Source organism: Halotalea alkalilenta DSM 17697, from assembly GCF_000621205.1.
GTDB lineage: Bacteria > Pseudomonadota > Gammaproteobacteria > Pseudomonadales > Halomonadaceae > Halotalea > Halotalea alkalilenta.
The window spans coordinates 97,068-123,197 of sequence record NZ_KK211228.1 but is presented as its reverse complement, the minus strand read 5'-3'; the positions used below and the strand labels follow the sequence as shown (position 1 = coordinate 123,197).

At 63.6% G+C, this 26,130-nt stretch carries 19 protein-coding genes; 14 read left to right on the top strand and 5 right to left on the bottom strand.

Going from position 1 to position 26,130, the window contains the following annotated elements:
* The first annotated feature begins 50 nt into the window (after positions 1-50).
* The 6 genes from tig to Q376_RS0113260 all read left to right on the top strand — a co-directional run bounded on the left by tig (position 51) and on the right by Q376_RS0113260 (position 8,768).
* The gene (gene tig / locus Q376_RS0113285; protein WP_027350719.1) at positions 51-1,415 is read left to right on the top strand and encodes a trigger factor; all 1,365 of its coding nucleotides are present in this window, start codon (positions 51-53) and stop codon (positions 1,413-1,415) included.
* Between the two features lie 237 nt (positions 1,416-1,652).
* The gene (clpP, locus tag Q376_RS0113280) at positions 1,653-2,273 is read left to right on the top strand and encodes an ATP-dependent Clp endopeptidase proteolytic subunit ClpP (protein ID WP_027350718.1); all 621 of its coding nucleotides are present in this window, start codon (positions 1,653-1,655) and stop codon (positions 2,271-2,273) included.
* An 88-nt stretch (positions 2,274-2,361) separates the two neighbouring features.
* The gene (gene clpX, locus Q376_RS0113275; RefSeq protein WP_027350717.1) at positions 2,362-3,657 is read left to right on the top strand and encodes an ATP-dependent Clp protease ATP-binding subunit ClpX; all 1,296 of its coding nucleotides are present in this window, start codon (positions 2,362-2,364) and stop codon (positions 3,655-3,657) included.
* A 187-nt stretch (positions 3,658-3,844) separates the two neighbouring features.
* Positions 3,845-6,250 carry an endopeptidase La gene (lon, locus tag Q376_RS0113270; protein WP_027350716.1) on the top strand — a complete coding sequence of 802 codons (2,406 nt, stop codon included), beginning with the start codon at positions 3,845-3,847 and terminating at the stop codon, positions 6,248-6,250.
* Between the two features lie 175 nt (positions 6,251-6,425).
* A complete protein-coding gene (gene hupB, locus Q376_RS0113265) occupies positions 6,426-6,698 on the top strand; it encodes a nucleoid-associated protein HU-beta (RefSeq protein WP_027350715.1) in 273 nt (90 codons plus the stop codon).
* A 252-nt stretch (positions 6,699-6,950) separates the two neighbouring features.
* On the top strand, positions 6,951-8,768 hold the full coding sequence (locus Q376_RS0113260) for a SurA N-terminal domain-containing protein (protein WP_027350714.1): 1,818 nt from the start codon (positions 6,951-6,953) through the stop codon (positions 8,766-8,768).
* 68 nt (positions 8,769-8,836) lie between these two features.
* Here Q376_RS0113260 and Q376_RS0113255 read toward each other — a convergent pair whose 3' ends face one another.
* The 5 genes from Q376_RS0113255 to Q376_RS0113235 all read right to left on the bottom strand — a co-directional run bounded on the left by Q376_RS0113255 (position 8,837) and on the right by Q376_RS0113235 (position 12,691).
* On the bottom strand, positions 8,837-9,094 hold the full coding sequence (locus Q376_RS0113255) for a YkgJ family cysteine cluster protein (protein ID WP_043447929.1): 258 nt from the start codon (positions 9,092-9,094) through the stop codon (positions 8,837-8,839).
* Complete coding sequence (locus Q376_RS0113250; RefSeq protein WP_027350712.1) at positions 9,091-9,930, bottom strand: 6-pyruvoyl trahydropterin synthase family protein; 840 nt, start codon at positions 9,928-9,930, stop codon at positions 9,091-9,093. Before Q376_RS0113250 ends, Q376_RS0113255 begins: the two co-directional genes overlap by 4 nt.
* Positions 9,930-10,574 (bottom strand): 7-carboxy-7-deazaguanine synthase, encoded by a 645-nt coding sequence (queE, locus tag Q376_RS0113245; protein ID WP_027350711.1) that lies wholly within the window; start codon positions 10,572-10,574, stop codon positions 9,930-9,932. The genes Q376_RS0113250 and queE overlap by 1 nt, the downstream gene beginning before the upstream one ends.
* Complete coding sequence (gene queC / locus Q376_RS0113240; protein WP_027350710.1) at positions 10,574-11,275, bottom strand: 7-cyano-7-deazaguanine synthase QueC; 702 nt, start codon at positions 11,273-11,275, stop codon at positions 10,574-10,576. Before queC ends, queE begins: the two co-directional genes overlap by 1 nt.
* A gap of 201 nt (positions 11,276-11,476) precedes the next feature.
* Complete coding sequence (locus tag Q376_RS0113235; RefSeq protein WP_027350709.1) at positions 11,477-12,691, bottom strand: NRAMP family divalent metal transporter; 1,215 nt, start codon at positions 12,689-12,691, stop codon at positions 11,477-11,479.
* Between the two features lie 397 nt (positions 12,692-13,088).
* Here Q376_RS0113235 and Q376_RS0113230 point away from each other — a divergent pair, with 397 nt between their 5' ends.
* The 8 genes from Q376_RS0113230 to fdhE all read left to right on the top strand — a co-directional run bounded on the left by Q376_RS0113230 (position 13,089) and on the right by fdhE (position 26,071).
* Positions 13,089-14,003 carry a LysR family transcriptional regulator gene (locus Q376_RS0113230; protein WP_027350708.1) on the top strand — a complete coding sequence of 305 codons (915 nt, stop codon included), beginning with the start codon at positions 13,089-13,091 and terminating at the stop codon, positions 14,001-14,003.
* A 265-nt stretch (positions 14,004-14,268) separates the two neighbouring features.
* Positions 14,269-16,788, top strand: coding sequence for a GcvT family protein (locus Q376_RS0113225; protein ID WP_211266671.1), 2,520 nt, complete (start codon positions 14,269-14,271; stop codon positions 16,786-16,788).
* Between the two features lie 34 nt (positions 16,789-16,822).
* A complete protein-coding gene (solA, locus tag Q376_RS0113220; protein ID WP_027350706.1) occupies positions 16,823-17,986 on the top strand; it encodes an N-methyl-L-tryptophan oxidase in 1,164 nt (387 codons plus the stop codon).
* Positions 17,987-18,376: 390 nt separating this feature from the next.
* Positions 18,377-20,119 carry an ABC transporter ATP-binding protein gene (locus Q376_RS0113215; RefSeq protein WP_162177908.1) on the top strand — a complete coding sequence of 581 codons (1,743 nt, stop codon included), beginning with the start codon at positions 18,377-18,379 and terminating at the stop codon, positions 20,117-20,119.
* 210 nt (positions 20,120-20,329) lie between these two features.
* Complete coding sequence (gene fdnG, locus Q376_RS0113205; RefSeq protein ID WP_425402431.1) at positions 20,330-23,431, top strand: formate dehydrogenase-N subunit alpha; 3,102 nt, start codon at positions 20,330-20,332, stop codon at positions 23,429-23,431.
* Entirely contained in the window at positions 23,428-24,387 is a 960-nt protein-coding gene (gene fdxH, locus Q376_RS22650; protein WP_081803551.1) for a formate dehydrogenase subunit beta, read from the top strand. Before fdnG ends, fdxH begins: the two co-directional genes overlap by 4 nt.
* Positions 24,384-25,112 (top strand): formate dehydrogenase subunit gamma, encoded by a 729-nt coding sequence (locus tag Q376_RS0113195; protein ID WP_052365251.1) that lies wholly within the window; start codon positions 24,384-24,386, stop codon positions 25,110-25,112. The genes fdxH and Q376_RS0113195 overlap by 4 nt, the downstream gene beginning before the upstream one ends.
* Before the next feature lie 2 nt (positions 25,113-25,114).
* Positions 25,115-26,071 carry a formate dehydrogenase accessory protein FdhE gene (fdhE, locus tag Q376_RS0113190; protein WP_052365248.1) on the top strand — a complete coding sequence of 319 codons (957 nt, stop codon included), beginning with the start codon at positions 25,115-25,117 and terminating at the stop codon, positions 26,069-26,071.
* Positions 26,072-26,130 lie beyond the last annotated feature (59 nt).

Here is a 26,130-nt window from a genome sequence, read left to right as displayed (position 1 = left end):
GATTCGCACGGTGCGCCAACACGCAACTCCCAGCGGGTAGAGGATCATCCATGCAAGTGTCTGTCGAAACGACTTCTGCGATCGGGCGCCGCCTGACCATCCAGGTACCGGCCGCTCAGGTCGACCAAGCCGTCGATGCCCGTCTGCAGCAGACTGCCAAGAACGTGAAGCTCAAGGGCTTCCGTCCGGGCAAGGTGCCGATGAAGGTGGTGCGCAGCCGTTTTGGCTCGGAAGCGCGCAGCGAAGCCGTGGGCGAACTGATTCGTCAGAACTACGTACAGGCGCTGACCCAGGAGTCGCTGAACCCTGCCGGTTTCCCCGAAATCGAGCCGACCGTCAACGAGCCGGGCAAGGATCTCGAATTCGTCGCCAGCATCGAAGTCTATCCGCAGATCGAGCTGGTCGGCATCGAAGGCGCCGAGATCGAGCGCCCCAAGGCCGAGATCACCGACGCTGACGTCGACGAGATGGTCGAGACCCTGCGCAAGCAGGCGGCCGACTGGAGCCTGGTCGAGCGTGCGGCCGAAGATGGCGATCAGGTCACCATCGATTTCGAGGGTTTCATCGGTGACGAAGCCTTCGAAGGCGGCAAGGGCGAAGGACACAAGCTGGTGCTCGGGTCCGGCAGCTTCATCCCCGGTTTCGAAGGCCAGCTGGTCGGTGCCAGCGCAGGCGATGAGCCGACGCTGAGCGTGACTTTCCCGGCTGACTATCAGGCCGAGCACCTGGCGGGCAAGGAAGCCACCTTCAAGACCAAGGTGCACAAGGTCGAGGCGCAGTCGCTGCCCGAGATCGACGCCGACTTCACCAAGCGTTTCGGGGTCGAGAGCGGCGATCTGGCCGAGTTCAAGGCCGAGGTGCGCAAGAACATGCAGCGCGAGCTGGATTCGGCGATCGAGAACCGGGTCAAGCAGCAGGTGATCGATGCGCTGAAGAGCGCCAATCCGATCGAGGTGCCCAAGGCGCTGGTGCAGCAGGAAATCGACGCGCTCAAGCGCCAGGCTGCCCAGCAGTTCGGGCTTGGGGAAGATTTCGACGTCACCCAGCTGCCGAACGAGCTGTTCGAAGAGCAGGGACGTTCGCGCGTACAGGTCGGTCTGCTGCTCGCCGAGGTGATCAGCCAGCAGGGCGTCGAGGCGAGCGATGAAGAGATTCGCGCATTCGCCGAGCGTGTCGCCCAGCAGTACCAGCAGCCCGAGCAGGTGGTCGAGCAGTACCTCGCCAACGAGCAGATGAAGAATCAGCTCAAGTCCGCGGTGCTCGAGAACAAGTCGGTCGAGAAGCTGCTCGAGCAGGCCAAGGTGACCGAAGTCGAAATGTCCTACCAGGATGCGCTGGCTGCCGCGCAGGCGAAGGAAGAGGCCGACGAGCAGGACGCCGACGCCGACGCCGAGGAAAAGCAGACCCAGGCGTGATTGTTCCGGGGGCTCTATCTCGCTCCCTGGGAGGCGATGCGCGGATCGCGCACGACCCGGCTTCGGCCGGGTCGTGGGTTTGCAATGCAGAGTCATTGGCATGACAGCCCCATGACGTGCGTTGAAGAGTGTGCTTTCATTGGCTAGTCGCGTGGTGATCGCCGTCGAGCCTCTTTCCACGGCGATCTTCAAGGCTAGGCACGACGATGGATCTACATGACTAAGGGCAGGGTCACGATGCGCAGCGAGTTCGATATCAGTAACGCCGGTGGACTGGTCCCCATGGTCGTGGAGCAGAGCGCGCGGGGCGAGCGCGCTTATGACATCTACTCCCGTCTGCTCAAGGAGCGGGTGATCTTCCTGGTCGGTCCAGTCGAAGACTACATGGCCAACCTGGTGGTGGCGCAGCTTCTGTTCCTCGAGTCGGAGAACCCCGACAAGGACATCCATCTCTACATCAATTCGCCGGGTGGTTCGGTCACCGCAGGGATGTCGATCTACGACACCATGCAGTTCATCAAGCCCGACGTCTCCACGCTCTGCATCGGCCAGGCGGCCAGCATGGGCGCGCTGCTGCTGGCGGGCGGCGCGGCCGGCAAGCGCTATTGCCTGCCCCATTCGCGGGTGATGATCCATCAGCCGCTGGGCGGCTTCCAGGGCCAGGCGAGCGACATCGAGATCCACACGCGGGAGATTCTCACCATTCGTGAGAAGCTCAATCGGATCCTCGCCCATCACACCGGGCAGGACATCGAGACCGTCGCGCGTGACACCGATCGCGATAACTTCATGGATGGCCAGCGCTCCGTAGAGTACGGTCTGATCGATGCCGTGCTAGAGAAACGGCCAAGCGTCTGACGTCCGATTGCTCTTGCCCGATGGGTGAGGGAAGAACCAGCTAGAGCGGCGGGCTCATTGGCCCGCCGCGAATCGAAGAGGTACACGAATGGCCGACGGTAAAGACAAGGACCGGGATGAGAACGGTAAGCTTTTGTACTGCTCGTTCTGCGGCAAGAACCAGAACGAAGTACGCAAGCTGATCGCGGGCCCGTCCGTCTACATCTGCGATGAGTGTGTCGATCTCTGCAACGACATCATTCGTGAAGAGGTACTGGAGGCCGAGGGCGAGGAGGATCAGGAACGCCTGCCCACGCCGCACGAGATCCGCCAGACCCTCGACGAATACGTGATCGGGCAGGAGCGCGCCAAGACCGTGCTCGCAGTGGCGGTGTACAACCACTACAAGCGTCTCAAGCTGAGCGCTGGCGACGATGTCGAGCTGGGCAAGAGCAACATCCTGCTGATCGGTCCCACCGGCAGCGGCAAGACGCTGCTGGCCGAGACCCTCGCGCGACTGCTCAACGTTCCCTTCACCATCGCCGATGCGACCACGCTGACCGAGGCGGGCTATGTCGGCGAGGATGTCGAGAACATCATCCAGAAGCTTCTGCAGAAGTGCGACTACGACGTCGAGAAAGCGCAGCGCGGCATCGTCTACATCGATGAGATCGACAAGATCTCGCGCAAGTCCGACAATCCCTCGATCACCCGTGACGTCTCCGGCGAAGGGGTGCAGCAGGCGCTGCTCAAGCTGATCGAGGGCACCACTGCCTCGGTGCCGCCACAGGGCGGGCGCAAGCATCCCCAGCAGGAGTTCCTGCAGGTCGATACCGGCAACATCCTGTTCATCGTCGGCGGCGCCTTCGCCGGGCTGGACAAGGTGATCCGGGATCGCGCCGAGAAGGGCGGGATCGGCTTCAACGCCACGGTGAAGAGCAAGGAGTCCAGCAAGGGCGTGGGCGATATCCTCGCCGACGTCGAGCCGGATGATTTGGTCAAATTCGGCCTGATTCCCGAGTTCGTCGGGCGTCTGCCGGTGATCGCCACGCTCAACGAGCTCGATGAAGCGGCTCTGATCCGGATCCTCACCGAGCCGAAGAACTCGCTGGTGCGCCAGTACGCGCGCCTGTTCGAGATGGAAGGCGTCGAGCTGGACTTTCGCGAAGACGCGCTCAAGGCGGTCGCGCACAAGGCGATGTCCCGTCGTACCGGTGCGCGTGGCCTGCGCTCGATCATGGAGTCGGTGCTGCTGGACACGATGTACGACATCCCTTCGGCGAGCAACGTCTCCAAGGTGGTGGTCGACGAGAACGTCATTGCGGGCTTGAGCGATCCGCTGCTGATCTACTCCTCCGCCAAGGATGAGGAAAAAAAGAAGCGTACCGTCAACCGCGACGCTTGAAGCCGCGATAGCGATGACGGCAAAAAGGGGCCCGATGGGCCCCTTTTTCGATCCCGATGCGCATGTTCGCGGCAAACGATGGTTGCAATCGCTTCGTATTGCCCTCATCAAGGAAACAATCCAGGTCGCTGCCGGTCGATGATTCGCCAGGCAGGGCCGCTCATTTTAATCACGAGGACGGTCTGCGATGGCGAACTCTCCCGAACAGACGCAAATCCTGCCTCTGCTGCCACTGCGTGACGTGGTGGTCTATCCGCAGATGGTGATCCCGCTCTTCGTTGGCCGCGAGAAATCCATTCGCGCGCTCGAAGCGGCGATGGAGGAGAACAAGCGCGTGCTGCTCGTTGCGCAGCGCGAGGCCGGTCAGGACGATCCGGACGGCGAGGATCTGTTCTCGGTGGGAACGGTCGCTGAGATCATGCAGCTGCTCAAGCTGCCTGATGGCACCGTCAAGGTATTGATCGAAGGCGTTGCGCGTGCCGATGTCGGCACCATCAACGAGACCGAAGAGTATGCCAGCGCCGAGGTTCGCCTGCGTGAGAGCCAAGCGTTGAGCGAGCGTGAACGGGATGCGCTGGTGCGTGTCCTGCTCGAGCAGTTCGAGCAGTACGTCAAGCTGTCCAAGAAGGTGCCCAACGAGGTGCTGACCTCTCTACAGGGCATCGATGATCCTGGCCGGCTGGTCGATACCATCAGCGCGCATCTTTCGCTGGGCATCGGCGACAAGCAGTCGCTGCTCGAGATGGACAAGGTCCGTGAGCGCATCGAGCACCTGATGGCGCTGATCGAGGCCGAGATCGACCTGCTCCAGGTCGAGAAGCGCATTCGCTCGAGAGTCAAGGAGCAGATGGAGAAGTCTCAACGCGAGTACTATCTCAACGAGCAGCTCAAGGCGATCCAAAAGGAGATGGGCGAGCTCGACAATGTTCCCAACGAGGCCGAGCAGTACGAGAAGCGCATCGAAGAGAGCGGCATGCCCAAGGAGGCCGAGGAAAAGGCCCGCCAGGAGCTCGGCAAGCTCAAGATGATGGCGCAGAGCTCGGCCGAAGCGACCGTGGTGCGCACCTACCTCGACTGGGTGCTGTCGGTGCCGTGGAAGAAGCGCACCCGGGTGCGCCACGATATCCCGCGTGCGGCCAAGATCCTGGACGAGGACCATTACGGCCTCGAAGAGGTCAAGGAGCGTATCCTCGAGTATCTCGCGGTGCAAAAGCGGGTCAAGAAGCTCAAAGGGCCGGTGCTCTGCCTGGTTGGTCCTCCTGGCGTCGGCAAGACCTCGCTCGGCCAGTCGATCGCCCGGGCGACCAATCGCAAGTACACCCGCCTCGCGCTCGGCGGGGTGCGTGACGAGTCCGAGATTCGCGGCCACCGGCGCACCTACATCGGTTCGATGCCCGGCAAGCTGCTGCAGCGGATGGGCAAGGTCGGGGTCAAGAACCCGCTGTTTTTGCTCGATGAAATCGATAAGCTCGGCATGGATCACCGCGGCGATCCCGCCTCGGCGCTGCTCGAAGTGCTCGATCCCGAACAGAACGACAAGTTCAGCGACCATTACTTCGAGCTCGACTACGATCTCTCCGACGTGATGTTCATCTGTACCGCCAACTCGATGAACATTCCCGGGCCGCTGCTCGACCGCATGGAGATCATCCGGCTGCCCGGCTACACCGAGGACGAGAAGCTCGCGATCGCCAAGCGCTACCTGGTACCCAAGCAGCTCACCGCCAATGGGCTCAAGGATGACGAACTGGCCTTCGACGACAGCGCGTTGCTCGAGCTGATCCGCTACTATTCCCGCGAAGCCGGGGTGCGCGAGCTCGAACGCCAGATCGCCAAGGTCGCGCGCAAGGTGCTGCGTGAACGTGTCGAGCGTGAGCGCGACGCGGCGGCGCAGGCCAGCCAGACGCTCGGATTCGAGGACATCGAGCGTTACGCCGGTGTACGCAAGTACAGCTACGGCCTCGCCGACCAGACCGACCAGGTAGGGCGGGTCACCGGACTGGCGTGGACTTCCGTGGGCGGCGAGCTGCTTTCGATCGAATCGGTGACCACTCCTGGGAAAGGGCGGGTGAACAAGACCGGCTCGCTTGGCGATGTGATGAAGGAGTCGGTCAGCGCCGCGCTCACCGTGGTACGCTCCCGCGCCGAGTCGCTGGGGATCGACCCCGACCGGTTCGAAAAGGAAGACCTGCACATCCACGTTCCCGAGGGGGCGACGCCCAAGGATGGTCCCAGCGCTGGTATCGGCATGGTCACCGCCATGGTCTCCGCCTATACCGGGCGGGCGGTACGCTGCGATGTGGCGATGACCGGCGAGGTCAATCTGCGCGGCGAAGTGATGCCGATCGGCGGCTTGAAGGAGAAATTGCTGGCCGCTAGGCGCGGTGGTATAAAGACGGTGCTCATTCCTGAGGAGAATCGGCGAGATCTCAAGGAAGTTCCCGATTCGATCAAAGGCGCACTGGACATTCGCGCCGTCAAATGGATTGATGAGGTACTGAGTGTGGCGCTCGGGGAAAAGACGAACGTCGAAGCCGAAGACAAGCGCAAGGATGAGCTTGGCACTAATCGGACAACGATTAGTACCCATTGATCACAAAGTTTCACCATGCTGCAGTAAAAACTGCGGCATGGTGCGGGCCGTACGCTGCTATTGCTTGACGCTATTTGGGCTCATTGCTATACAATGATGCCCGATGCGATCCTTCATTTTGCATTGATCACCGCGTACAGGCCTAGTCATTATCCGTTAACCCAAGGGGTGAAAAGTGAATAAATCCGAACTGATCGAAGCCATCGCGGCTTCCGCCGACATTCCGAAGGCGGCTGCCACTCGTGCTCTTGACGCGATGATCGATTCTGTCACTGATAGCCTCAAAAAAGGCGACACCGTTGCACTGGTAGGTTTCGGCACCTTTACCATCAAGGAACGCGCCGCTCGCACCGGCCGCAACCCCCAGACTGGTAAGCCGATCGAGATTTCAGCGGCTAAAGTCCCGAGCTTCAAAGCCGGCAAAGCACTCAAGGACGCGGTCAACTAAGCCGTTTCCACGTCGACGGGCGGCGAATGACGCAATGACCTGATAGCATTCGTTTATCTCCCAGCCCGTGATACGTAAAGCGCATCGGATTCGATGCGCTTTTTGTTTGTCCATGGTCATGGCGCCGAGCCAGAGCCTCGATCCCAACCACCTCTCTTAAGGACGTGAGTGGGTGTCGCTTGGCGTGGCGCGGGCCGGCATGGGTATAATGCTGCGCCATACCGGGACAGCCAGCGATCAATCGAGGTCTGAATGCTGCAAGATATCAGGGACCGCTCCAAGGGGTGGGGCGCGAAAATCATCGTTGGTGTGATCGTCGTCGTGTTTGCGTTGTTTGGCCTCGAGTCACTCGGCTACCTGCTCTCCGGCTCGAGCAACGATGCCGCGACGGTGAACGGTGAAGGAATCAGTCGGCAGACCCTCGACGAGGAGTTGATGCGGGCGATGCGGATGGGCCAGCTGCCGCCCGGCCAGGAGCAGGCCGCGCGCGGGCAGTTCCTCGACCAGCTGATCCAGCGCGAGCTGCTCTCGCAGTACGCGCACGGCGGCGGGATGGGCTTCTCAGATGGACAGATCGACCAGCTGCTGGTGGGGCTGCCGGACTTCCATGACCAGAGCGGTCGTTTCTCCAGCCAGATGTTCCTGCAGCGGTTGGCCCAGATCGGCCACACGCCGGAAAGCTTCCGCGCCTACCTGCGCGAGGATATGGTGATCCGTCAGCTCCAGGATGGCTTCGGTCTCGCCAGTTTCTCCACGCCGAGCGAGCGCAGCCGCCTGGCGAGCCTGAGCAACGAGACGCGCAGCTTCCGCTATGCGACGCTTTCGCCTAGCGACCTGGGTGAATCACCCAGCGTCGATGAGGCTGAGCTCCAGGCCTACTACGACGCCCATCAGGCCGCCTACCTGCGCCCGGAGCAGGTGCGCCTCGATTACATCCTGCTCGACAAATCGATGCTCGCGCAGAACATCGAAGTGAACGACCAGGAGCTGCGCGAGGAGTATGCCCGCCAAGCGGCTGACGTGCCGCGCCAGGTCTCCGACATCGTCATCTCGATCGATGACCAACGCGATGAGGCCGGGGCCCGAGAGCTGGCCGCGACGATCCAGAGCCGGCTGGCCGAGGGCGAGGATTTCGCCGCGCTCGCCCGCGAGTTCTCCGATGACAGCGCCTCGGCCGGACGCGGTGGCGACCTGGGTAGCGTCACACCGGGCATCTTCGGCGATCCCTTCGATAGCACCATCACCGCGCTCGAGGTCGGCCAGGTCGGCGAGCCGATCCTGTTCGACGGTGCTCTCCACCTGCTCAAGGTCACCGGTCTCGACATGCCCTCGTTCGATGACCTGCGCGATCAGCTCGCTGATCAGCAGCGCATGCAGCGCATCGATGGCGAGTTCCAGCAGCTGGCGCAGGAGCTCTACGACCAGAGCTTCACCGCCGACGACCTGTCGAGCGTCGCCGAGGCGACCGATCTGCCGCTGCAGCATAGCGAGTGGATCTCCCGCGACACCGACCAAGCGCCATTCGCGGAGCCTGGTGTCATGGATGCTGCATTCTCCTCCCAGGTGCTCGAGGAGGGCTTCAACAGCGACGTGCTCGAGCTGGGCGACGATCGTCGCCTGGTGCTGCGCGTCGCCGAGCATCGCGACCAGGAGACCCTGCCGTTCGAGCAGGTACGTGATCAGGTACGCGAGGCGGTGATCTTCGAGAAGAACCGCAGCGCACTGGCGCAGCGGGCCGAACAGCTGATCGAGTCGCTGCGCAGTGGTGAACAGCCGAGCGTCGACTGGCAGCGTGCCGATGCGGTGGGACGCGATGCTCAGGCGCCGGAACGTGCGGTGATCGACGCCGCCTTCTCGCTGCCGCGCCCGCAGCAGGAGGGCCCGCGCTACGGTCGTATCGCGCTCGAGGATGGCCGCGAAGTGGTGATCGCGCTCGACCAGGTCGGTACCCGCGACGATGCCGCCGCAGAGGGTCAGATCGCCACCTCGCTGCGCCGTGTGGAAGCACAGAGCGCAGTAGGCGGGCTATTCAAGGAGCTGAACGAGCGGGCCGAGATCGAGCGTCACTGAGCTCGGTCCCTCACGCAAACGGGCAGCCTTCGGGCTGCCCGTTTGCGTTTGCGGGAAGTTTGCGGGAATCAGGTGCTGGATTCGAGCCAGTTCAAGCGTATGAGGGCTGTCGCTGCGTCACTTGCGCAGATTTCGCGGTCGAAGGAGAAATCGAGGCATACCTTTGGCCGCGAGGGCTGGCCGAACAGCCTGCAGCGATTGTCCTCATCGAGCTGCACGCAGCGTACTCCCGCGGGCTTGCCCTGCGGCATGCCCGGAATCGTCGAGCTGATCGACGGCGCGATGCAGCAGGCACCGCAGCCGGCTCGGCAGCCCGCTGCGGTCACCGCTTCGCCTCGGCGGTGGCACCCTTGCCGATCCCCTCGAAGGCCTGTACCCGGATGCGACCGCCGTGGGCCAGCGCGGTCTCCTCGGCGAGCCAGTGGGCTATCTGCTCGACGGTGGTGGCGAAGGGCATCAGTACCACCCGTTCCCGCGGCAGGCGAATGCGGAACTGGCCCTGGGCGGATTCATAGGCGAAGCGCAGTGACTCATCCTCTTCGCTGCCCACCAGGTCGGCGCGATCGGCGAGATAGATGTCGGCGAGCCGTGCGCACCAGCGCTGGATCAACGCCTCGTCGAGCTCCCCATCGCGCCAGATTCCGAGCCGTGAGCGGTGGCCATGGGCGATGCGCTGGCAGTTGCCGGCATGGCGCTTGAGGCCGTGGCTATAGGTATAGCCAAAGCCCGGCGCAATGGGCTCCTCGCGCAGCTGCACCCGTACTTCGCCGACCCGGGGCGGTGGGCGCTTGCCGAGCTGCTCGCCCAGGTAGCGGCCGAGCCGCTGCGGCTCGATGGTCGACCAGGGCAGCAGGGTGAACGCCTGGCGCGGCGCGCGTACCTCCATCGGCCAGGGCAGCTGGGTACGCACGCAGAGTCCCTCGGCGCATTCGCTGACGCTCAGGCCCGGCATTTGCGTCGGTACGATCAGGGTATGGTCGAGGGTCGCGTCGATCTGGCGCTTGGCCCAGGGTTTGACCTCGCCGAAGTCGAACAGCATGCCGTCTTCGCCGAGCTCGCCGTCGAGCTCGACGTCGACCTGCCAGCTGGCGCCGACCAGGCCACGCTCGGCGCACCAGTAAGAGGCGTCGAGCGCGGTAAGGGAGTGCACGAACAGGCTCATCAGTCGATTCCTACGATCTTGTGCATCTGCAGCGACAGCCGCCAGCGCGGATGGCGCATGCAGTATGCGAGCGTCTCCTTCAGGGTATCGCCTTGGCCGCCGCGCGGTGCAAGATCCATCGCCTGGAGGAAGAAATGGGTGAATCCAAGCGCCTCGAAGCGCTCCGGCGGCGCTTCGAGCTGCGGATAGACCAGTTTGATTTCGTCTCCACCGCTCACCGCAAGCTGGCTCGCGCCCTTGGGGCTGACGCAGAGCCAGTCGATTCCCGCCGGTGGCGCCAAGGTGCCGTTGGTCTCCACCGCGATCTCGAAGCCGCGCGCATGCATTTCTTCGATCAGCGCGGTGTCGAGCTGCAGCAGCGGCTCACCGCCGGTGAATACCACGTAGGGCACGACGCCCGCCGCGCGGCTCGGCCATAGACGATCGATATGTTCACCGAGCGCCTGCGCGGTGCGAAAACGCCCGCCGTTCTGGCCGTCGGTGCCGACGAAGTCGGTGTCGCAAAAGCGGCAGACGCTGCGCTCGCGGTCCTTCTCCCGCCCCGACCACAGGTTGCAGCCAGTGAAGCGGCAGAACACCGCCGCGCGGCCGCTGCGCGCACCTTCTCCCTGCAGGGTGTAGAAGGCTTCCTTGACCGCGTACATCAGCGCACGCCGTCGACGTAGTCGAGCGGATCCTCGAGCCGATGGGCGGCGAAGGCGGCCAGCCGCTCGCGGCAGCTGCCGCACTCGCCACAGGCCAGCGCTGCGCCGAGATAGCAGGTCCAGGTGTCCGCGTAGTCGAGTCCCATCGCCAGGCCGTCGGCGAGGATGCTCGCCTTGTCCGCATGCAGGTAGGGAGCGACCACCTCGACCGGCTGGTAGTTGGCGATCGCCGCCACCGCATTGATCTTGTCGACGAATTCGGGGCGGCAGTCGGGGTAGATCGCATGATCACCGCCATGGGCACCGTAGAAGCACACCGGTGCCTCGATATTGACCGCATGACCGATCGCCAGCGCAAGCAGGATCATGTTGCGGTTCGGCACCACGGTCGAACGCATGTTGTCGCCGGCATAGGCGGCCTTGGGCAGCGGTTTCGATGCATCGGTCAGCGAGGATGCGTCGATCAGGCCGTGGATCGCGCGCAGATCGACGACGCGATGGTCGATGCCGAGCCGGCGGCAGACTCGCGCGGCGACTTCGAGTTCACGGCGGTGGCGCTGGCCATAGTCGAAGGAGAGGGCATGGACCTCGAAGCCTTCGTCGATCGCACGATGCAGGACGGTGAAGGAGTCCATTCCGCCGGAATAGATGACCACGGCGCGGCGGGAAGCAGGACTAGAGTGTTGGGCATTACTGGACATGGCGGAGAATTTGTTCCGATGGGTGATCGGGCCCGGGATCCGGTCCGGGACGTCAGGAGACGCCGATGGCATGCCACCGGTGTCGAGAGCGCGCGATTGTAACGCCACAAACGCGACGAGGCCAGTTGGCTTCGTCGCGGTGCGCTACGCCCGGCTGCCTCCGGGCGGCGAGACGCCATCGAGGTCACGCCGCCGGTTCGCTCAGCTCTGCAGGTAGGTGATCAGCGACTGGAACGCCAGCACCACGCCGATCACCATCAGCGCGGCGGTGATCCAGCCGATCACCAGCATCCAGCGGGGGTGGCGATAGTCGCCGACGATCTCGCGGCGGGTCGCCGCGACCAGCAGGCAGGCGAGCGCCAGCGGCAGCACCAGGGCGTTGAGCGCACCCGCCGCGACCAGGATCTTCACCGGCCGGCCGATGCCGGTGTAGATCGCGGTGGAGATCAGGATGAAAGCGATCACCGCCCAGCGGCTGTAGGGTTGGATCAGCCTGTGCCAAGAGTACATGAACGTAGTGCTGGTGTAGGCTGCGCCGATCACCGAAGTGAGCGCGGCGCAGAACAGCACCAGCCCGAACAGCCGGTATCCGATGTCGCCGAGGGCATAGCCGAATACCGATGCGGCTGGGTTCGAGGCATCGAGCAGGTGCCCGGCGGTGACCACGCCGAGGGCGGCGAGGAAGATGCAGACGCGGATCACTCCGGTGATCAGGATCCCGGTCACCGCGATGCGGGTCACGTCGCGGACGTGCTCGACGCCGGTGATCCCGGCATCGACCAGGCGGTGGCCGCCGGCGAAGGTGATGTAGCCGCCGACGGTGCCGCCGACCAGGGTGACGATCGGCAGGAACAATAGCCATGGCGCTTCGGGCACGAAGGCTTGGTGGAGCGCCTCGAGCACCGGCGGACGCGTGAGCAGCATGGCGTAGACGATCATCACCAGCATCACCAACCCCATCAGCTGGATCACCAGGTCCATCGCTCGGGTAGCGTTGCGGACCAGGAAGATGGCGATCACCAGTGCCGCGGAGATCGCCGACCCGAACACCGGGTCGATGCCGAACATCGCGTTGAGGCCGAGCCCGGCACCGGCGATGTTGCCGATGTTGAAGGCCACGCCGCCGAGCACGATCAGCACCGCGATAAGGTGCCCTGCGCCTGGAAACACGCGGTTGGCGATGTCCTGGCCGCGCAGCCGGGAGACGCTGATGATGCGCCACACGTTGAGCTGCACGGCGATGTCGATCAGCACCGAGACCAGGATCGCGAAGGCGAAGCTGGCCAGGTACTGCTGGGTGAATACGGTGGTCTGGGTCAGGAAGGCGGGGCCGACGGCGGAAATCGCCATCAGCGACATCGCACCGCGCAGGGCGCTGCGCTTGCCTGAAGCACTATGATTCGGAGCTTCTGCCATGGGGGTCTCGATTGTTGTCTTTGAATTGAGCTTAGCGCGGCATCGATGCGACGAACTCATGCGCTTCAGCGCAATGGCTCGATACAGTCCTGCCTGAGTCGGCTGATACTGGGTCGGTCGTACAGGCTGTCGGCACGGTGTGGGCGCAGTGCTCGACATGGACCAGACCGGGTGGAAAACCACGCAGATCCGGTGAAGCGCGCACTGTGACCGGCGATCGTGTTGTCGATCTTCGCTCGATCTTGTCGTCGTCGGTCGCAGCGAGGCATCGCTGCGTCGCTGTATGCTGGTCCATCTTGTTGAGCTGGCCGGACATCGTCCAGCAAAAAAAATCGTTCGCGGGAGATAAGGAAAATACGATGGGCGTGAGTCTTTCAAGCCGCTCGGAGGTGGGACGGTGAACGTGCGCTTTCTCGAAACCTTCGTCTGGGTCGCACGCCTCGGCAGCTTCAGGCTCACCGCCGAGAAGCTCTCGACCACCCAGGCCGCGGTCTCCAGCCGCATCGCCGCGCTCGAGAATTCGCTCGGTGCCAAGCTCTTCCTGCGCGACGCCCGCGGCGCGACGCTGACCACCGCCGGGCGTACCGCGCTCGAACACGCCGAGCGGATGCTGGAGGAGTTCGGCGCGCTGCGCCGCGCGCTGAACCACGATGCGCCGCTCGCCGGCCGCCTGCGCCTGGGGGTGATGGATACCGTGGTCCACAGCTGGCTGGGGGCCTTTTGTCGACGCATGGTCGAGCGCTTCCCGGGGGTCGAGATCGAGCTCAGCGCCGACACCTCCTTCGGGCTGATCGATCTGCTTCGCCGGGGCCAACTCGACGTCATCCTGCAGACCGACGTCGTTCGCGTCGAAGAGGTCTTCAACCGCAGGCTGATGGGGTTTCCACTCGGCTGGGTGGTGGCGGTGGGCTCGGCGCTCGACCGTGACCCCGCTGACCTGGAGACGCTCGCCCGCGAGCGCCTGCTGACCTTCTCGCGGCTGTCACGCCCGCACCAGGACCTGCTCGAGTTCTTCGGGCGCCGGGGCGTCAAGTCGCCGCGAATCGGTTCGATCAATTCGGTGGCGGCGATCATCCAACTGGTCAGCGATGGCTTCGGTATCGGGGTGATCCCCCCGGCGCTGATCTCGACCGCGCTCGACCAGGGTCGGCTGCGCTGCCTGGCGCTGCCGACGCCGCCCGCGGTCGAGGTCTATGCCTCCTGGCGCGGCGGCGTGGGGCTCGAGCTCGGCGAGGCGGTGAGCGAGGTCGCCGTCGAAGTGGTCGAGGCGTTCTGCCGCGAGCAGGGCGAGGCGCGCGCCCAGCTCGACTGAGCGCTATCCGTCCCGACCCTATTGCCGAAAACCGCCCGTCCATCCCGTTCCATACGCTCTCCTGCCCCGCGCGCCGATGGCGCCTCCGACCGAGTCGAGGCGCCACTCTATTTGCACACCGTCACTCACATACGAATAAGCGACGCATTGGCCCGCGGACGATTGTCGAGCAGGCGCTTGCCGCCGTAATTTCGTCGCATGTCACATCGCGAACAACAACTCAGGCCTTTACATCGTTGCCGCTGGCTTCCAGGAGCGTCCCACCGTGTCAGACATTTCCCAACCGAAGGATCAGCCTCGCATCGTCATCATCGGTCTCGGTGTGGTGGGTGCGGCGCTCGCCGATGAACTCACGCAGCGCGGCATGAAGCACGTCACGGTCTTCGACCAAGGCCCGCTGTACGAGACTGGTGGCTCCTCATCCCACGCCCCGGGATTCGTCTACCAGACCTCGCCGAACAAGACCATGAGCGAGCTGGCGACCCGTACGCTCGACAAGCTCGATGGCCTGGAGCTCGATGGCCAATGGCTTCTGAAGCGGGTCGGCGGGCTGGAGATCGCCTGCACGCCGGAGCGCATGCACGATATCCACCGCCGGCACGGACTCGCCAGTGCCTGGGGCATCGAGTCGAGGGTCATTTCCGCCGCCGAGTGCGCCGAGCTGTGGCCGGGGCTCGATCAAAGCAAGATCCTCGGTGGCTTCTTCACCCCCGGCGATGGGATCGTCAAATCCACTCGCGCAGTCGAATGGCAGGCGAGAAGGGCGGCCGAGCATGGCGCCCGGATCGTCGGCCATACCCAGGTGACGGCGATTTTGCGCGAGGACGGGCGGGTCACCGGGGTCGAGATCCGCTCGACGCCGAAGGGCCCGGAGGATCGCGTCTCGGATGCCACCGAGACCGTGGCGGCGGAGATCGTGGTCTGCTGCGCCGGGCTCTGGGGGCCGGGAGTGGCCAAGAACCTGCTCGGCTTCGAGCTGCCGATGCTGCCGGTCGAGCACGGTTTCGGCTTCAGCCGGCAGGTCCCATCGCTGGTCGGGCTCAACGACGAGCTCGACGAGGCCAAGCGGCCGATCCTGCGCCACCAGGACTTCTCGATGTACTTCCGCGAGTACAACGACATCATCGGCATCGGTGCCTACAACCACCGCCCGATCGGCCTGGAGCAGGAGCAGATCAGTACGCCCGAGGAGTTCGCCAGGACCCAGGTGCATCCGGCGATGCACCCCTTGACCTGGGAAGACTTCGAGCCGACCTGGCAGGAGGCGCAAAGGCTTTTGCCCGAGCTCGAGGAGGTCGAGTTCGACCATGGTTTCAACGGCATCTTCTCGTTCACCCCGGATGGCGGCCCGCTGCTCGGGCCGGTGCCGGGCAGCGAGGGGCTATGGCTCGCCCAGGCGGTCTGGGTGACCCAGTCCGCCGGTGTCGCCCAAGTGGTCGCCGACTGGATCGTCAGCGGCGACCCTGGCATCGACACCCACGGCCTCGAGTTCACCCGTTTCGACCCCCAGGTGGTCAGCCACGCCTTCACCGTCGGCCGTGGCGAGGAGTCCTACGACGAGGTCTACGACATCCGCCACCCGCACCAATCGACCCAGGTGCTGCGCGGCCTGCGCACTTCGCCTTTCTACCTGCGCCAGCAGGCGCTCGGCGCGGTGTTCGGCGAGGCCAATGGCTGGGAGCGCCCGCTGTGGTTCGAGTCGAACGAGCACCTGCCGGCCACCCTCGACAAGCTCCCGCGTCGCGACCCCTGGGCAGCCACCGATTGGTCGCCGATCGCCGCGGCGGAGGCCAAGGCCACCCGCGAGGGAGTGGCGCTGTACGACATGTCGTCCTTGACCCGCCTTGAAGTCGAAGGCCCCGGCGTGGTCGATTTCCTTCAGCGCGTGCTGACCAACCAGATCGATAAGTCGATCGGCTCGGTGACCTACTCGCTGATGCTCGACCAGGGCGGGGGGATCCTCTCCGACGTCACCGTCACCCGCCTCGGCCCCGAGCGGTTCCAGATCGGCGCCAACGGCCACCTCGACGAGGTCTATCTCAATTCGCTCCTGCCGAGGAACTCGATGATCCGCGTGCGCGACGTCACCCCTGGCAGCTGTGGCCTCGGCCTGTGGGGACCGAAGGCCCGCGACGTGCTCGCCCGGCTCACCAGCGATGACATTTCCAATGAGGGGCTCAAGTACTTCCGCGCCGCGCGCATAGAGGTCGCAGGCGTCCACGTGCTCGCCCTGCGGGTGAGCTATGTCGGCGAACTCGGCTGGGAGCTCTATGCCAGCGCCGATCACGGTCTATGGCTCTGGGACAGGATCTGGGAGGCGGGGCAGGCGTTCGGCATCGTCGCCGCGGGCCGGCGGGCGTTCAACAGCCTGCGTCTCGAGAAAGGCTACCGCTCCTTCGGCACCGACATGACACGCGAGCACTCGCCGCAGGAGGCCGGCTTGGGCTTTGCCGTACGCCCCGCCAAGGGCGAGTTCATCGGCCGGGAGGCGCTGGAGGGCAGGCCGGTCGAGCGCCGTCTGGCCTGCCTGACCCTGGACGATCCGCAGGCGATCGCGCTGGGCTCGGAGCCGGTGTTCGCCGCCGGAACGAACGAGTGCATCGGCTACGTCACCAGCGCCGACCAGGGCTACACCATCGGTGCGACGATCGCCTATGCCTGGGTGCCGGCGCGGTTCGCCGAAGTGGGGCAGCGACTCGAGCTCGAGTACTTCGGCAAGCGATTCGCCGCCACCGTGCGTTGCGAACCGCTCTTCGACCCTGAAATGGCGCACATCAAACGCTAGATCTTCCACCAATGAACAAAGCGAGCAGAGTGTGATGGAACATTACGATGTCATCGTCATCGGGGTAGGCTCCATGGGTGGTGCCGCGGCCAACGTGCTGGCCGAACGAGGGGTCAAGGTGCTGGGGCTCGAGACCTTCTGGCCGGGACATGACCAGGGCTCGGCCCACGGCGGTACCCGGATCGTCCGCCAGGCCTACTTCGAAAGCCCCGACTACGTGCCGCTGCTGCGTCGGGCCTACGAGGGCTGGCACAAGCTCGAGCGCGAGTCCGGGCGCGAGATCGTCAATCTCTGCGGCGGCATCTACATCGGCGACCGCGACAACCTGGTGTTCAAGGGCAGCATGGAAGCGGCGCAGCTGCACGGCATCGAGCACGAGGTGCTCGATGCCGCCGAGGTTCGGCGCCGCTTCCCGACGATGAACCCGACCGACGATGCCTTCGCGCTCTACGAGCCCAACGCCGGCTACGTGCGCCCGGAGGAGACCACCATGGCCAACGCCGAAGTGGCGGCGCGCAAGGGGGCGACGATCCGCTTCGGCGAGCCGGTGACCCACTGGTCGGCGACGCCGGGCGGCGGTGTCGAAGTGGTCACCAGCCAGGGCCAGTATGGCGCCGACAAGCTGATCATCACCCCCGGCGCCTGGGCACCGCAGCTGCTGCCGGAGCTGCGCTTCCCGCTGAGCATCGAGCGGATGGTGTTTTACTGGTTCACCCCCGAATTCTCCGACGCCGTGCCCTATGAGCTCTACGAGGACAAGCGTCACCCGATCTACATCGAAGAGACCCACGGCAACCAGCAGATCTACGGCTTCCCGATGACCGACGGCCGCGAGGGCGGTTTCAAATTGGGCTTCTTTCGCCTCGGTACCCCGACCACGCCGCAGACCATCGACCGCAACGTCTACGACGCCGAAGTGGAGCAGATGCGCCGCCGCGCGCTCGAGCTGTTCCCCTATCTGACGGGGGGGCTGGTGCAGGCCAAGACCTGCCTCTACTCAGTCACCCCGGACGAACACTTCATCCTCGGCCCCTACCCGGACAAGCCCCAGGTGGTGCTCGGCTGCGGCTTCTCCGGCCACGGCTTCAAGTTCGTGCCGGTGATCGGAGAAGTCCTCGCCGACCTGGCGACCACCGGCACCACCGAGCACCCGATCTCGCTGTTCGATCCGAAGCGCTCGGTGCTCAGCGCCGGCTGAGGGCGGGTTTGGCTCGTCACCTGCGCACGCCAGCTTGAAAGAAATGCCGTGATCGAGAGCCTCGGTCGCGGCATTGCACCGTCACTGTTTCTCCAATCGATGGAATGCGAATAATCGACGCCGGTTTATCGAGGGTTCGATTCAGTCTATGATCGATTCGATACTCGTCAATTACAGGGGCTGGACATCATCACAAGACAGTAGGGAAATTTTCAGAAGATCATCATCTTTAGATGATATGGAGGATTCGTATTTATGGACGATTTCCATGACGACGTTGAAAGAACCAAGCTTTCGTTTCAGCAGGATCAGCCTTGAATAGTTCAGCTTCATTGATACCTTGAGTCGCCTGGGTCATCTCAACGTACGGGGCGAAATCCGATGCGGAGCATGACGGTCCTTTTCAACATCCTACAAAAAGTCTTGAGCGGCCATCTGTGGCTGGATATCGTCAAGCTGATGGTCATTTCATCGATGGCATCTGTCATGATCGCCATCATGCCCCTTGTGCTCGGTACGATAGTCACGCTGCTGACCGAGAACCAAGGGCATTATACGGGAATACTCTATCTTCTTTTTGTACTGGCTGTACTTTATGTCGCGATTTTATCCGCTTCCAAACTTTCGGGATATTGGTTGCTGAAAATACAGAGCTTTTTGCGAGTTGAAATAATCAAAAATCTCTCGATTGGCTATTTCAGAGGCATGTTTCATAAGGAAGCCCAGGAATTCAGAAGAAAGAATTCAGGCAGATTGTCACAGGAGCTTAATCAAGCCAGTAACGAAATTTACATTTTGCTGCGCAAGATCTGCAGTGAGCTGATGCCTCCTCTCGTGCAGCTTTGCACTGCGCTGGTCATCATCGTCTTCTCGGGTGACTCGTTCTCTGCCGTTTTATTTTCGCTGTATGCCGTCCTGTTCGTCGTCATCAATGTAAAACTCACGAATAAGATCGTCGACCGGCGGACGAAAATGATGAAATCGAGTGTGATGTCATATGAAATCCTGACGGATTCATTGAATAACATCATGGCTTCGAAGAAAAATAATAATTTCGGCACCTTGACTGAACGCTATATTCATCGACTTGAAAATGAGAGGTCCGATCAGAGAGCGTACTGGCAGTTGACAGGCAGGCAGGTCGTTATCAATGCCATGCTGGGTGTCTTACTGTTCAGCCTGATATTCTTCTATAACCTCTATGGTGTCCAGCGTGGCACGGTCAGCCTGGGACATTTCGTAATGATCGTTTCGTACATAATGCTATTGTCGACGCCAGTCGAAAACATTGGAATGTTGCTGAGTGAAGTCAGGCAGTCCGTTGCCGCGCTCGATGAATTTTTCAGCGCTCACGACATCGAGACAAATGGAAAGGCGGCATTCGATCCGTGTCCTCCCAATGATTTCGATATTAAATTGACCGATGTCAGTCATCATTACGGTGAAGGCGAAACAGCCTTGGCAGGGATCAGTCTTGAAATCCCTCATGGTGAGTTCGTCACCATAACGGGTGAAAGTGGTTCCGGTAAATCGACGCTCGCTGCGATATTGACCGGTACGGAAGCGTCCTTCCAGGGCGATGTCACCTTGGGTGATGTCAGCGTCAAGGAATTCGGGGCAGGGGGGATCAATGATTTCGTGTATCTCGTCACGCAAGATGAATATATCTTCATGGACTCCCTCAGGTTCAATCTATCGATCGCCAATCCGAACGCAAGTGATGCGGATATGTATCAGGCTTTGAAATTGGCTGGCCTGTACACCCTCAATAACGAGCCCATCGATCTGGAACTTGAAATTGGAAACCGCGGTGAGACGCTATCAGGTGGGCAAAAACAGCGGCTCTCGTTAGCAAGGATGTTCTTGCGATCACCCAAGGTGATCATTCTGGATGAGGCAACGTCCTCGCTCGACCACGGTAATGAAAGAAATATTTACAAGAATATCAGGCGTGCCTTTCCTACAGCGACCGTTATAAATATCACTCACAACTCCTCGCTGCTGGAGTTGTCGAACTATATTTACATCATGTCCGACGGGAAAATCGCCGATCGAGGTACGTTCGATGATCTTCGTCATCGCTGCGAGTATGTTTCGAAGATGCTCGATCGTCCGGTGATCGACGCGGGCTAAAAGCGTCACAGGTTTTTCTGAGAGGGCAGCCTTGAGCCGGCCTTGCGCCGGCACCCCTCGCTTTTGGTCTAGCAGCAGGCGCATCGATTCGCGTGCTAAGCTGGACCGGACCGTGGCTTGCGTGCGTGGCGGCATGCGGCCGGCTTATTGGGATCGCCCCCATCAGAGGGGCGGCGAATGTCCGGTATCGACGCTGGATGAGGAGAGGTGATGAGTATCAGAGTGACCCGACGAGGGTTTTTCAAGCTCGGGGCAGCGGGGGTGGCAAGCTCGAGCATGGCGATGATGGGCTTCGCCCCGGAGGCCGCTGCGGCTTCCGTGCGCCAGTTCAAGCTCACCCACACCCGCGAGACCCGCAACATCTGCACCTACTGCTCGGTAGGCTGCGGCGTGTTGATCTATAGCCGGGGCGATGCGGCGAAGAACGCCCACCAGCAGATCATCCATATCGAAGGCGATCCCGACCATCCGGTCAGCCGTGGCGCGCTGTGCCCCAAGGGCGCGGGGCTGCTCGACTACGTCAAGAGCCCGTCGCGGCTCAGGTTCCCCGAGGTGCGCGAGCCCGGCACCAGCGAGTGGAAGCGGATTTCCTGGGATGAGGCGCTGACGCGCATCGCCCGTCACATCAAGACCGACCGCGACGCCAACTTCGTCACCACCGACGAGCAGGGCAATACGGTCAACCACTGGGCCACGACCGGCTTTCTCGCCGCTTCGGCCTCTTCCAACGAATCCGGCTATCTGACCCACAAGGTGGTCAGGAGCCTCGGCATGGTCGCATTCGACAACCAGGCGCGCGTCTGACACGGACCGACGGTGGCAGGTCTTGCCCCAACATTCGGTCGCGGTGCGATGACCAATCACTGGGTCGATATTCGCAACGCCGACGTCATCCTGGTCATGGGTGGCAACGCCGCCGAGGCGCATCCAGTGGGATTCCGCTGGGTCACCGAGGCGAAGGAGCACAATAACGCCACGCTGATGGTGGTCGACCCGCGCTTCACGCGGACCGCTTCGGTGGCGGACTACTACGCGCCGATCAGGACCGGTACCGACATCACCTTCCTCGGTGGGTTGATCAAGTACTTGATCGACAACGACCGGATCCAGCGCGAGTACGTGCTCAACTACACTGACGCAGCGCTTTTGGTCGACGAGGCGTTCGGCTTCGAGGATGGCCTGTTCGACGGCTACGACGAGTCGCGCCGCAGCTATGCCAAGGAGAACTGGCGCTACCAGACCGGCGCGGATGGTTTCGTGCTGCGCGACGATACCCTCAGGCACCCGCGCTGCGTATTCCAATTGATGCGCGCGCACTATGACGCCTATACGCCGGAAATGGTCTCGAGCATCTGCGGTACGCCGGTGGATCGGATGCTGCACGTGTGGGAGCAGATGGCCTCGACGGCGACCGAGGATCGCACGCTGACGATCCTCTATGCGCTCGGCTGGACCCAGCACTCGATCGGTGCGCAGATCATCCGCACCGCGGGGATGGTCCAACTGCTGCTCGGCAACATCGGGCTGCCGGGCGGCGGGGTCAATGCGCTGCGCGGCCACTCCAACATCCAGGGGCTGACCGACCTGGGGCTTCTGTCGAACCAGTTGCCCGGTTACATCGCCGCCCCCGCGGCGACCGAGCAGTCGCTTGCCAGCTTCCTCGACGCCCGGCGCAAGATGCCCACCGTGGCTGACCAGGTCTCCTATTGGCAGCACATGGACGCCTTCTTCATCAGCCTGATGAAGGCGTGGTACGGCGAGCGAGCCCAGGCCGACAACGATTGGTGCTACGGCTGGCTGCCGAAGCTCACCCAGCCTCTGTACGACGTGCTCGATACCTTCGAGCGGATGTCGCGAGGCGAGATCTACGGCTACTTCTGCCAGGGCTTCAACCCGCTGGCGGCGATCCCCGACAAGAACAAGGTGTCGAAGGCGCTGGCCAAGCTCAAGTATCTGGTCTCGATCGATCCGCTGAATACCGAGACCGCCGAGTTCTGGCGCAATGCCGGTGAGTTCAACGACGTCGACCCCAGCGAGATCCAGACCGAGGTGTTCCGCCTGCCGGCCAACTCGTTCGCCGAGGACGAAGGTTCGATCGTCAACAGCGCCCGCTGGCTGCAGTGGCACTATGTCGCCGCCGACGGTCCGGGCGAGTCGATGCCGGACACCCACATCATCGGTGCGCTGTTCCACCGGGTGCGTGAGCTCTACGCCCGCGAAGGCGGCGCGTTTCCTGATCCGATCCTGAACCTTGCCTGGGACTACAAGCAGCCCGAGCGGCCGGAGGCCGACGAGATCGCGCGCGAGTTCAACGGCCGCGCGCTCGCCGATATCCGCGACCCGAACGGTGTGCTGGTGCGCCGGGCCGGCGAGCAGCTCTCAGGCTTTGCTGAGCTGCGTGACGACGGCTCGACGCTCTCCGGCTGCTGGGTCTTCGCCGGTGCCTGGACCGAGCAGGGCAACCAGATGGCCAACCGCGACAATTCGGACCCCTACGGCAATGGCCAGACGCTCGGCTGGGCCTGGGCGTGGCCCGCCAACCGGCGGATCCTCTACAACCGAGCCGCGGCCCGGCCGGACGGCACACCCTGGGCGCCGCGCAAGGCGTTGATCTGGTGGAACGAGGCCCAGTCGCGCTGGGTCGGCGCCGACGTGCCCGATTTCCCAGCCAACTCGCCACCGGCGCTCGGCCAGATGCCCTTCATCATGAACCCCGAGGGGGTCGGGCACCTGTTCGCCGGCCAGAGCATGAACGATGGGCCGTTCCCGACCCACTACGAGCCGTTCGAGAGCCCGGTGCCGGAGGGCAACCTGCTGTTCCCGCGCAAGGAGAAGGTGAAGAACAACCCCGCGGCGCGGATCTTCGACGCCGACCGCGCGATGCTCGGGGATTGGCAGGAGTTCCCTCACGCCGCGACCACCTATCGGCTCACCGAGCACTTCCACTACTGGACCAAGCACTCGCATCTCAATGCGGTGGTCCAGCCGGAGCAGTTCGTCGAGATCGGCGAGGCGCTCGGCAATGAGCTCGGGATCCGCGCGGGCGACTGGGTCAAGGTGTCGTCGAGGCGCGGCTACATCCGCGCGGTGGCGGTGGTGACCAAGCGGATCAGGGCGATCACCGTGGGTGGCCGGATCGTCCACCAGGTCGGCATCCCGATCCACTGGGGTTTCCTCGGCCAGGCGCGCAAGGGCTTTCTCGCCAACACGCTGACCCCTTCGGTCGGCGACGCCAACACCCAGACGCCGGAGTACAAGTCGTTCCTGGTCAAGGTCGAGAAGGACGATGCCGATCATGGAGGTGAACGATGACCAACCCGCAGAACATCGTGCGCCGCTCGGCGACCACTACGACTCCGCCGCGGGTGCGCGAGGAGGTCGAAGAGGTCGCCAAGCTGATCGATGTCTCCAAGTGCATCGGCTGCAAGGCCTGCCAGGTCGCCTGCATGGAGTGGAACGACATCCGTGACGAGGTCGGGATCGTCGATGGCACCTACAACAACCCGACCGACCTCACCGAGCACTCCTGGACGGTGATGCGCTTCACCGAGCACGAGAACCCGGCGGGCGATCTCGAATGGCTGATCCGCAAGGACGGCTGCATGCACTGCGCGGAGCCGGGCTGCCTCGAAGCCTGTCCGGCGCCGGGGGCGATCGTCCAGTACGCCAACGGGATCGTCGATTTCGACTCCGACAAGTGCATCGGCTGCGGCTACTGCGTCACTGGCTGCCCGTTCGACATCCCGCGGATATCCAAGCACGACAGCAAGTCTTACAAGTGCACGCTCTGCTCGGACCGCGTCTCGGTCGGGCTCGAACCTGCCTGCGTCAAGACCTGTCCGACCGGCTGCATCGAGTTCGGCTCCAAGGATGCGATGCTGATTCGCGCGGCCAAGCGGGTGGACGATCTCAAGGCGCGCGGCTTCGACCAGGCGGGGATCTACGACCCCGCTGGCGTCGGCGGCACCCACGTGATGTATGTACTGCACCACGCCGATGAGCCGGGGCTCTATGCGGGTCTGCCCAAGGACCCGCGCATCTCGCCGCTGGTCGGCGCCTGGAAGGGTGTGACCAAGCCGCTGATGAGCGCGATCCTCGGCATCACCGCCTTCGCCGGTTTCATCCACTACGTCACCAAAGGGCCCAAGGAGGAGCCGGCGGATGAAGAGGTGTTCGGCGCGGAGGGTGAAGAGGGCTACCTGCGCGACACCCGCGGCGAGGAGGCTGCCGCGACGGTGCGCGACCCGGCCAAGGAGGAAGAGCGATGAAGCACGACGAGGTCAAACGCAACCAGCGCGGCCAGCGGATGATGCTGCGCTATCCCGCCTCGACCAGGATCAACCACTGGACCATGGCGGCGAGCTTCATCCTGCTGGCGCTCTCGGGGCTGGCGTTCTTTCATCCGGCGTTCTTCTTCCTCACCCATACGCTTGGGGGGCCGGTGTGGGCGCGGATACTTCACCCGTTCATCGGCGTGGTGTTCTTCCTGCTCTTCGTCGCCATCGCGGCGAGCAACCTGCGCTACAACCTGTGGATCAAGAACGACCTGCGCTGGGTGCGCCAGATCGGCGATGTGCTCACCAACCACGACGAGCGGCTGCCACCGATCGGCAAGTTCAATCCCGGGCAGAAGCTGGTGTTCTGGTGCCTGGTGATCAGCGTGCCGCTGCTGCTGGTCACCGGTGTGATCATGTGGCGGCCGTGGTTCGCAGGCTACTTCCCGATCCCGCTGATCCGGCTGGCAAGCCTGCTCCATGCGCTCGCTGCGTTCGTCGCCATCGCCACCATCATCGTCCACATCTATGCGGCGATCTGGGTCAAGGGCTCGATCAGGGCGATGACCCGCGGCTGGGTCAGCCGGGCCTGGGCCAAGCACCATCATCCGCTGTGGTACGAAGACCACGTCGACCAGGATCTCGTCGAGCAGCGTAAAGCGCGAGACGGGCAGGGCGAGCGGCCGGGCGCCGAGCGCGATCTCAAGGCACGGGAATGACCATGACCGAGTGGATATCGGATACCCCCTTCGACCCCAAGCCCGCGCGCCATGGCGAACCGCCCCAAGTGGTGGTCGCCGGGCAGCGGATCTTCGCCCACCGCGCCGAGCGGCTGCGCCAGCTGGCCTCGCGGCTGCCGGCAATGGGCGAGTTCCTCCACTTCTCGGCGCTGCTGTGTCAGGCGCAGCACCGGACCAGTCTCGACCGCGTTTCCACCGTCGGCTTCGACGCGCGCGCCTGGCGTGTCGCCGTCCAGCACGGCGTAGCGCCGCTGACCCCTGCGGCGCTGCTCGGCTCGCTGGACTGGCGGGACGACCTCGACGCGCTGCTGGCTACGCTCGACGAACTGCTCGCTCGCGAGGGCGAGCGTTTTGCCGCCCAGCGCCTGCTGCTCGGGCGGCTCATCGACGTTTCTGCGCAGCAGCGCCTGGCGCTGGCGCGGCGGCTGCTCGACCATGCACCGATCCCGCGCGATACCCGGGCGCTTGCACCCCTGGTGGGGGCCGCGCTGCAAGTCGCTTGGACGCGCCTCGCCCGCACGCTCGAGCCGCTGCCCGGTCGACCGCTGGCCGGTGCCGAAGGCCGCTGCCCATGCTGCGGCTCGGCACCGCTCGCCTCGGTGGTCCAGCTCGGCCGCCAGCGCTCGCGGACGCGCTACCTGCACTGCGGCCTGTGCGCCACCGAGTGGTACTTCGAACGCGCCCGCTGCAGCCAGTGCACCGGCACTGCCAAGCTCGACTACATCGGCTGCGAGGACGAGCAGGGCAAGCGCGGGCTCGCACTGCGCGCGGAGTGCTGCGGCGAATGCGGCGGCAGCCTCAAACTGGTCGACCGTGAGTGGGAGGCCGACGCAGAGCCGCTCGCCGAAGACCTCGCAAGCCTCGGACTGGACGCGCTGCTCGACGCCGAAGGCTACGCCCGCGCCAGCTTCAACCCGCTGCTCGCGTTCGGTGATTAGGCAAATGCATGGGACGCCGCTCGGTATCACTTCGCTTCTTGCGGGACGAATTGCAAGGG

What these genes read in the sequence shown, in the direction of transcription:
- tig (WP_027350719.1), top strand. Translation starts at nt 51, where the DNA reads ATGCAAGTGTCTGTCGAAACGACTTCTGCGATCGGGCGCCGCCTGACC.
- clpP (WP_027350718.1), top strand. Translation starts at nt 1,653, where the DNA reads ATGCGCAGCGAGTTCGATATCAGTAACGCCGGTGGACTGGTCCCCATG.
- clpX (WP_027350717.1), top strand. Translation starts at nt 2,362, where the DNA reads ATGGCCGACGGTAAAGACAAGGACCGGGATGAGAACGGTAAGCTTTTG.
- lon (WP_027350716.1), top strand. Translation starts at nt 3,845, where the DNA reads ATGGCGAACTCTCCCGAACAGACGCAAATCCTGCCTCTGCTGCCACTG.
- Q376_RS0113260 (WP_027350714.1), top strand. Translation starts at nt 6,951, where the DNA reads ATGCTGCAAGATATCAGGGACCGCTCCAAGGGGTGGGGCGCGAAAATC.
- Q376_RS0113250 (WP_027350712.1), bottom strand. Translation starts at nt 9,930, where the DNA reads ATGAGCCTGTTCGTGCACTCCCTTACCGCGCTCGACGCCTCTTACTGG.
- queE (WP_027350711.1), bottom strand. Translation starts at nt 10,574, where the DNA reads ATGTACGCGGTCAAGGAAGCCTTCTACACCCTGCAGGGAGAAGGTGCG.
- queC (WP_027350710.1), bottom strand. Translation starts at nt 11,275, where the DNA reads ATGTCCAGTAATGCCCAACACTCTAGTCCTGCTTCCCGCCGCGCCGTG.
- Q376_RS0113235 (WP_027350709.1), bottom strand. Translation starts at nt 12,691, where the DNA reads ATGGCAGAAGCTCCGAATCATAGTGCTTCAGGCAAGCGCAGCGCCCTG.
- solA (WP_027350706.1), top strand. Translation starts at nt 16,823, where the DNA reads ATGGAACATTACGATGTCATCGTCATCGGGGTAGGCTCCATGGGTGGT.
- Q376_RS0113215 (WP_162177908.1), top strand. Translation starts at nt 18,377, where the DNA reads ATGACGGTCCTTTTCAACATCCTACAAAAAGTCTTGAGCGGCCATCTG.
- fdxH (WP_081803551.1), top strand. Translation starts at nt 23,428, where the DNA reads ATGACCAACCCGCAGAACATCGTGCGCCGCTCGGCGACCACTACGACT.
- Q376_RS0113195 (WP_052365251.1), top strand. Translation starts at nt 24,384, where the DNA reads ATGAAGCACGACGAGGTCAAACGCAACCAGCGCGGCCAGCGGATGATG.
- fdhE (WP_052365248.1), top strand. Translation starts at nt 25,115, where the DNA reads ATGACCGAGTGGATATCGGATACCCCCTTCGACCCCAAGCCCGCGCGC.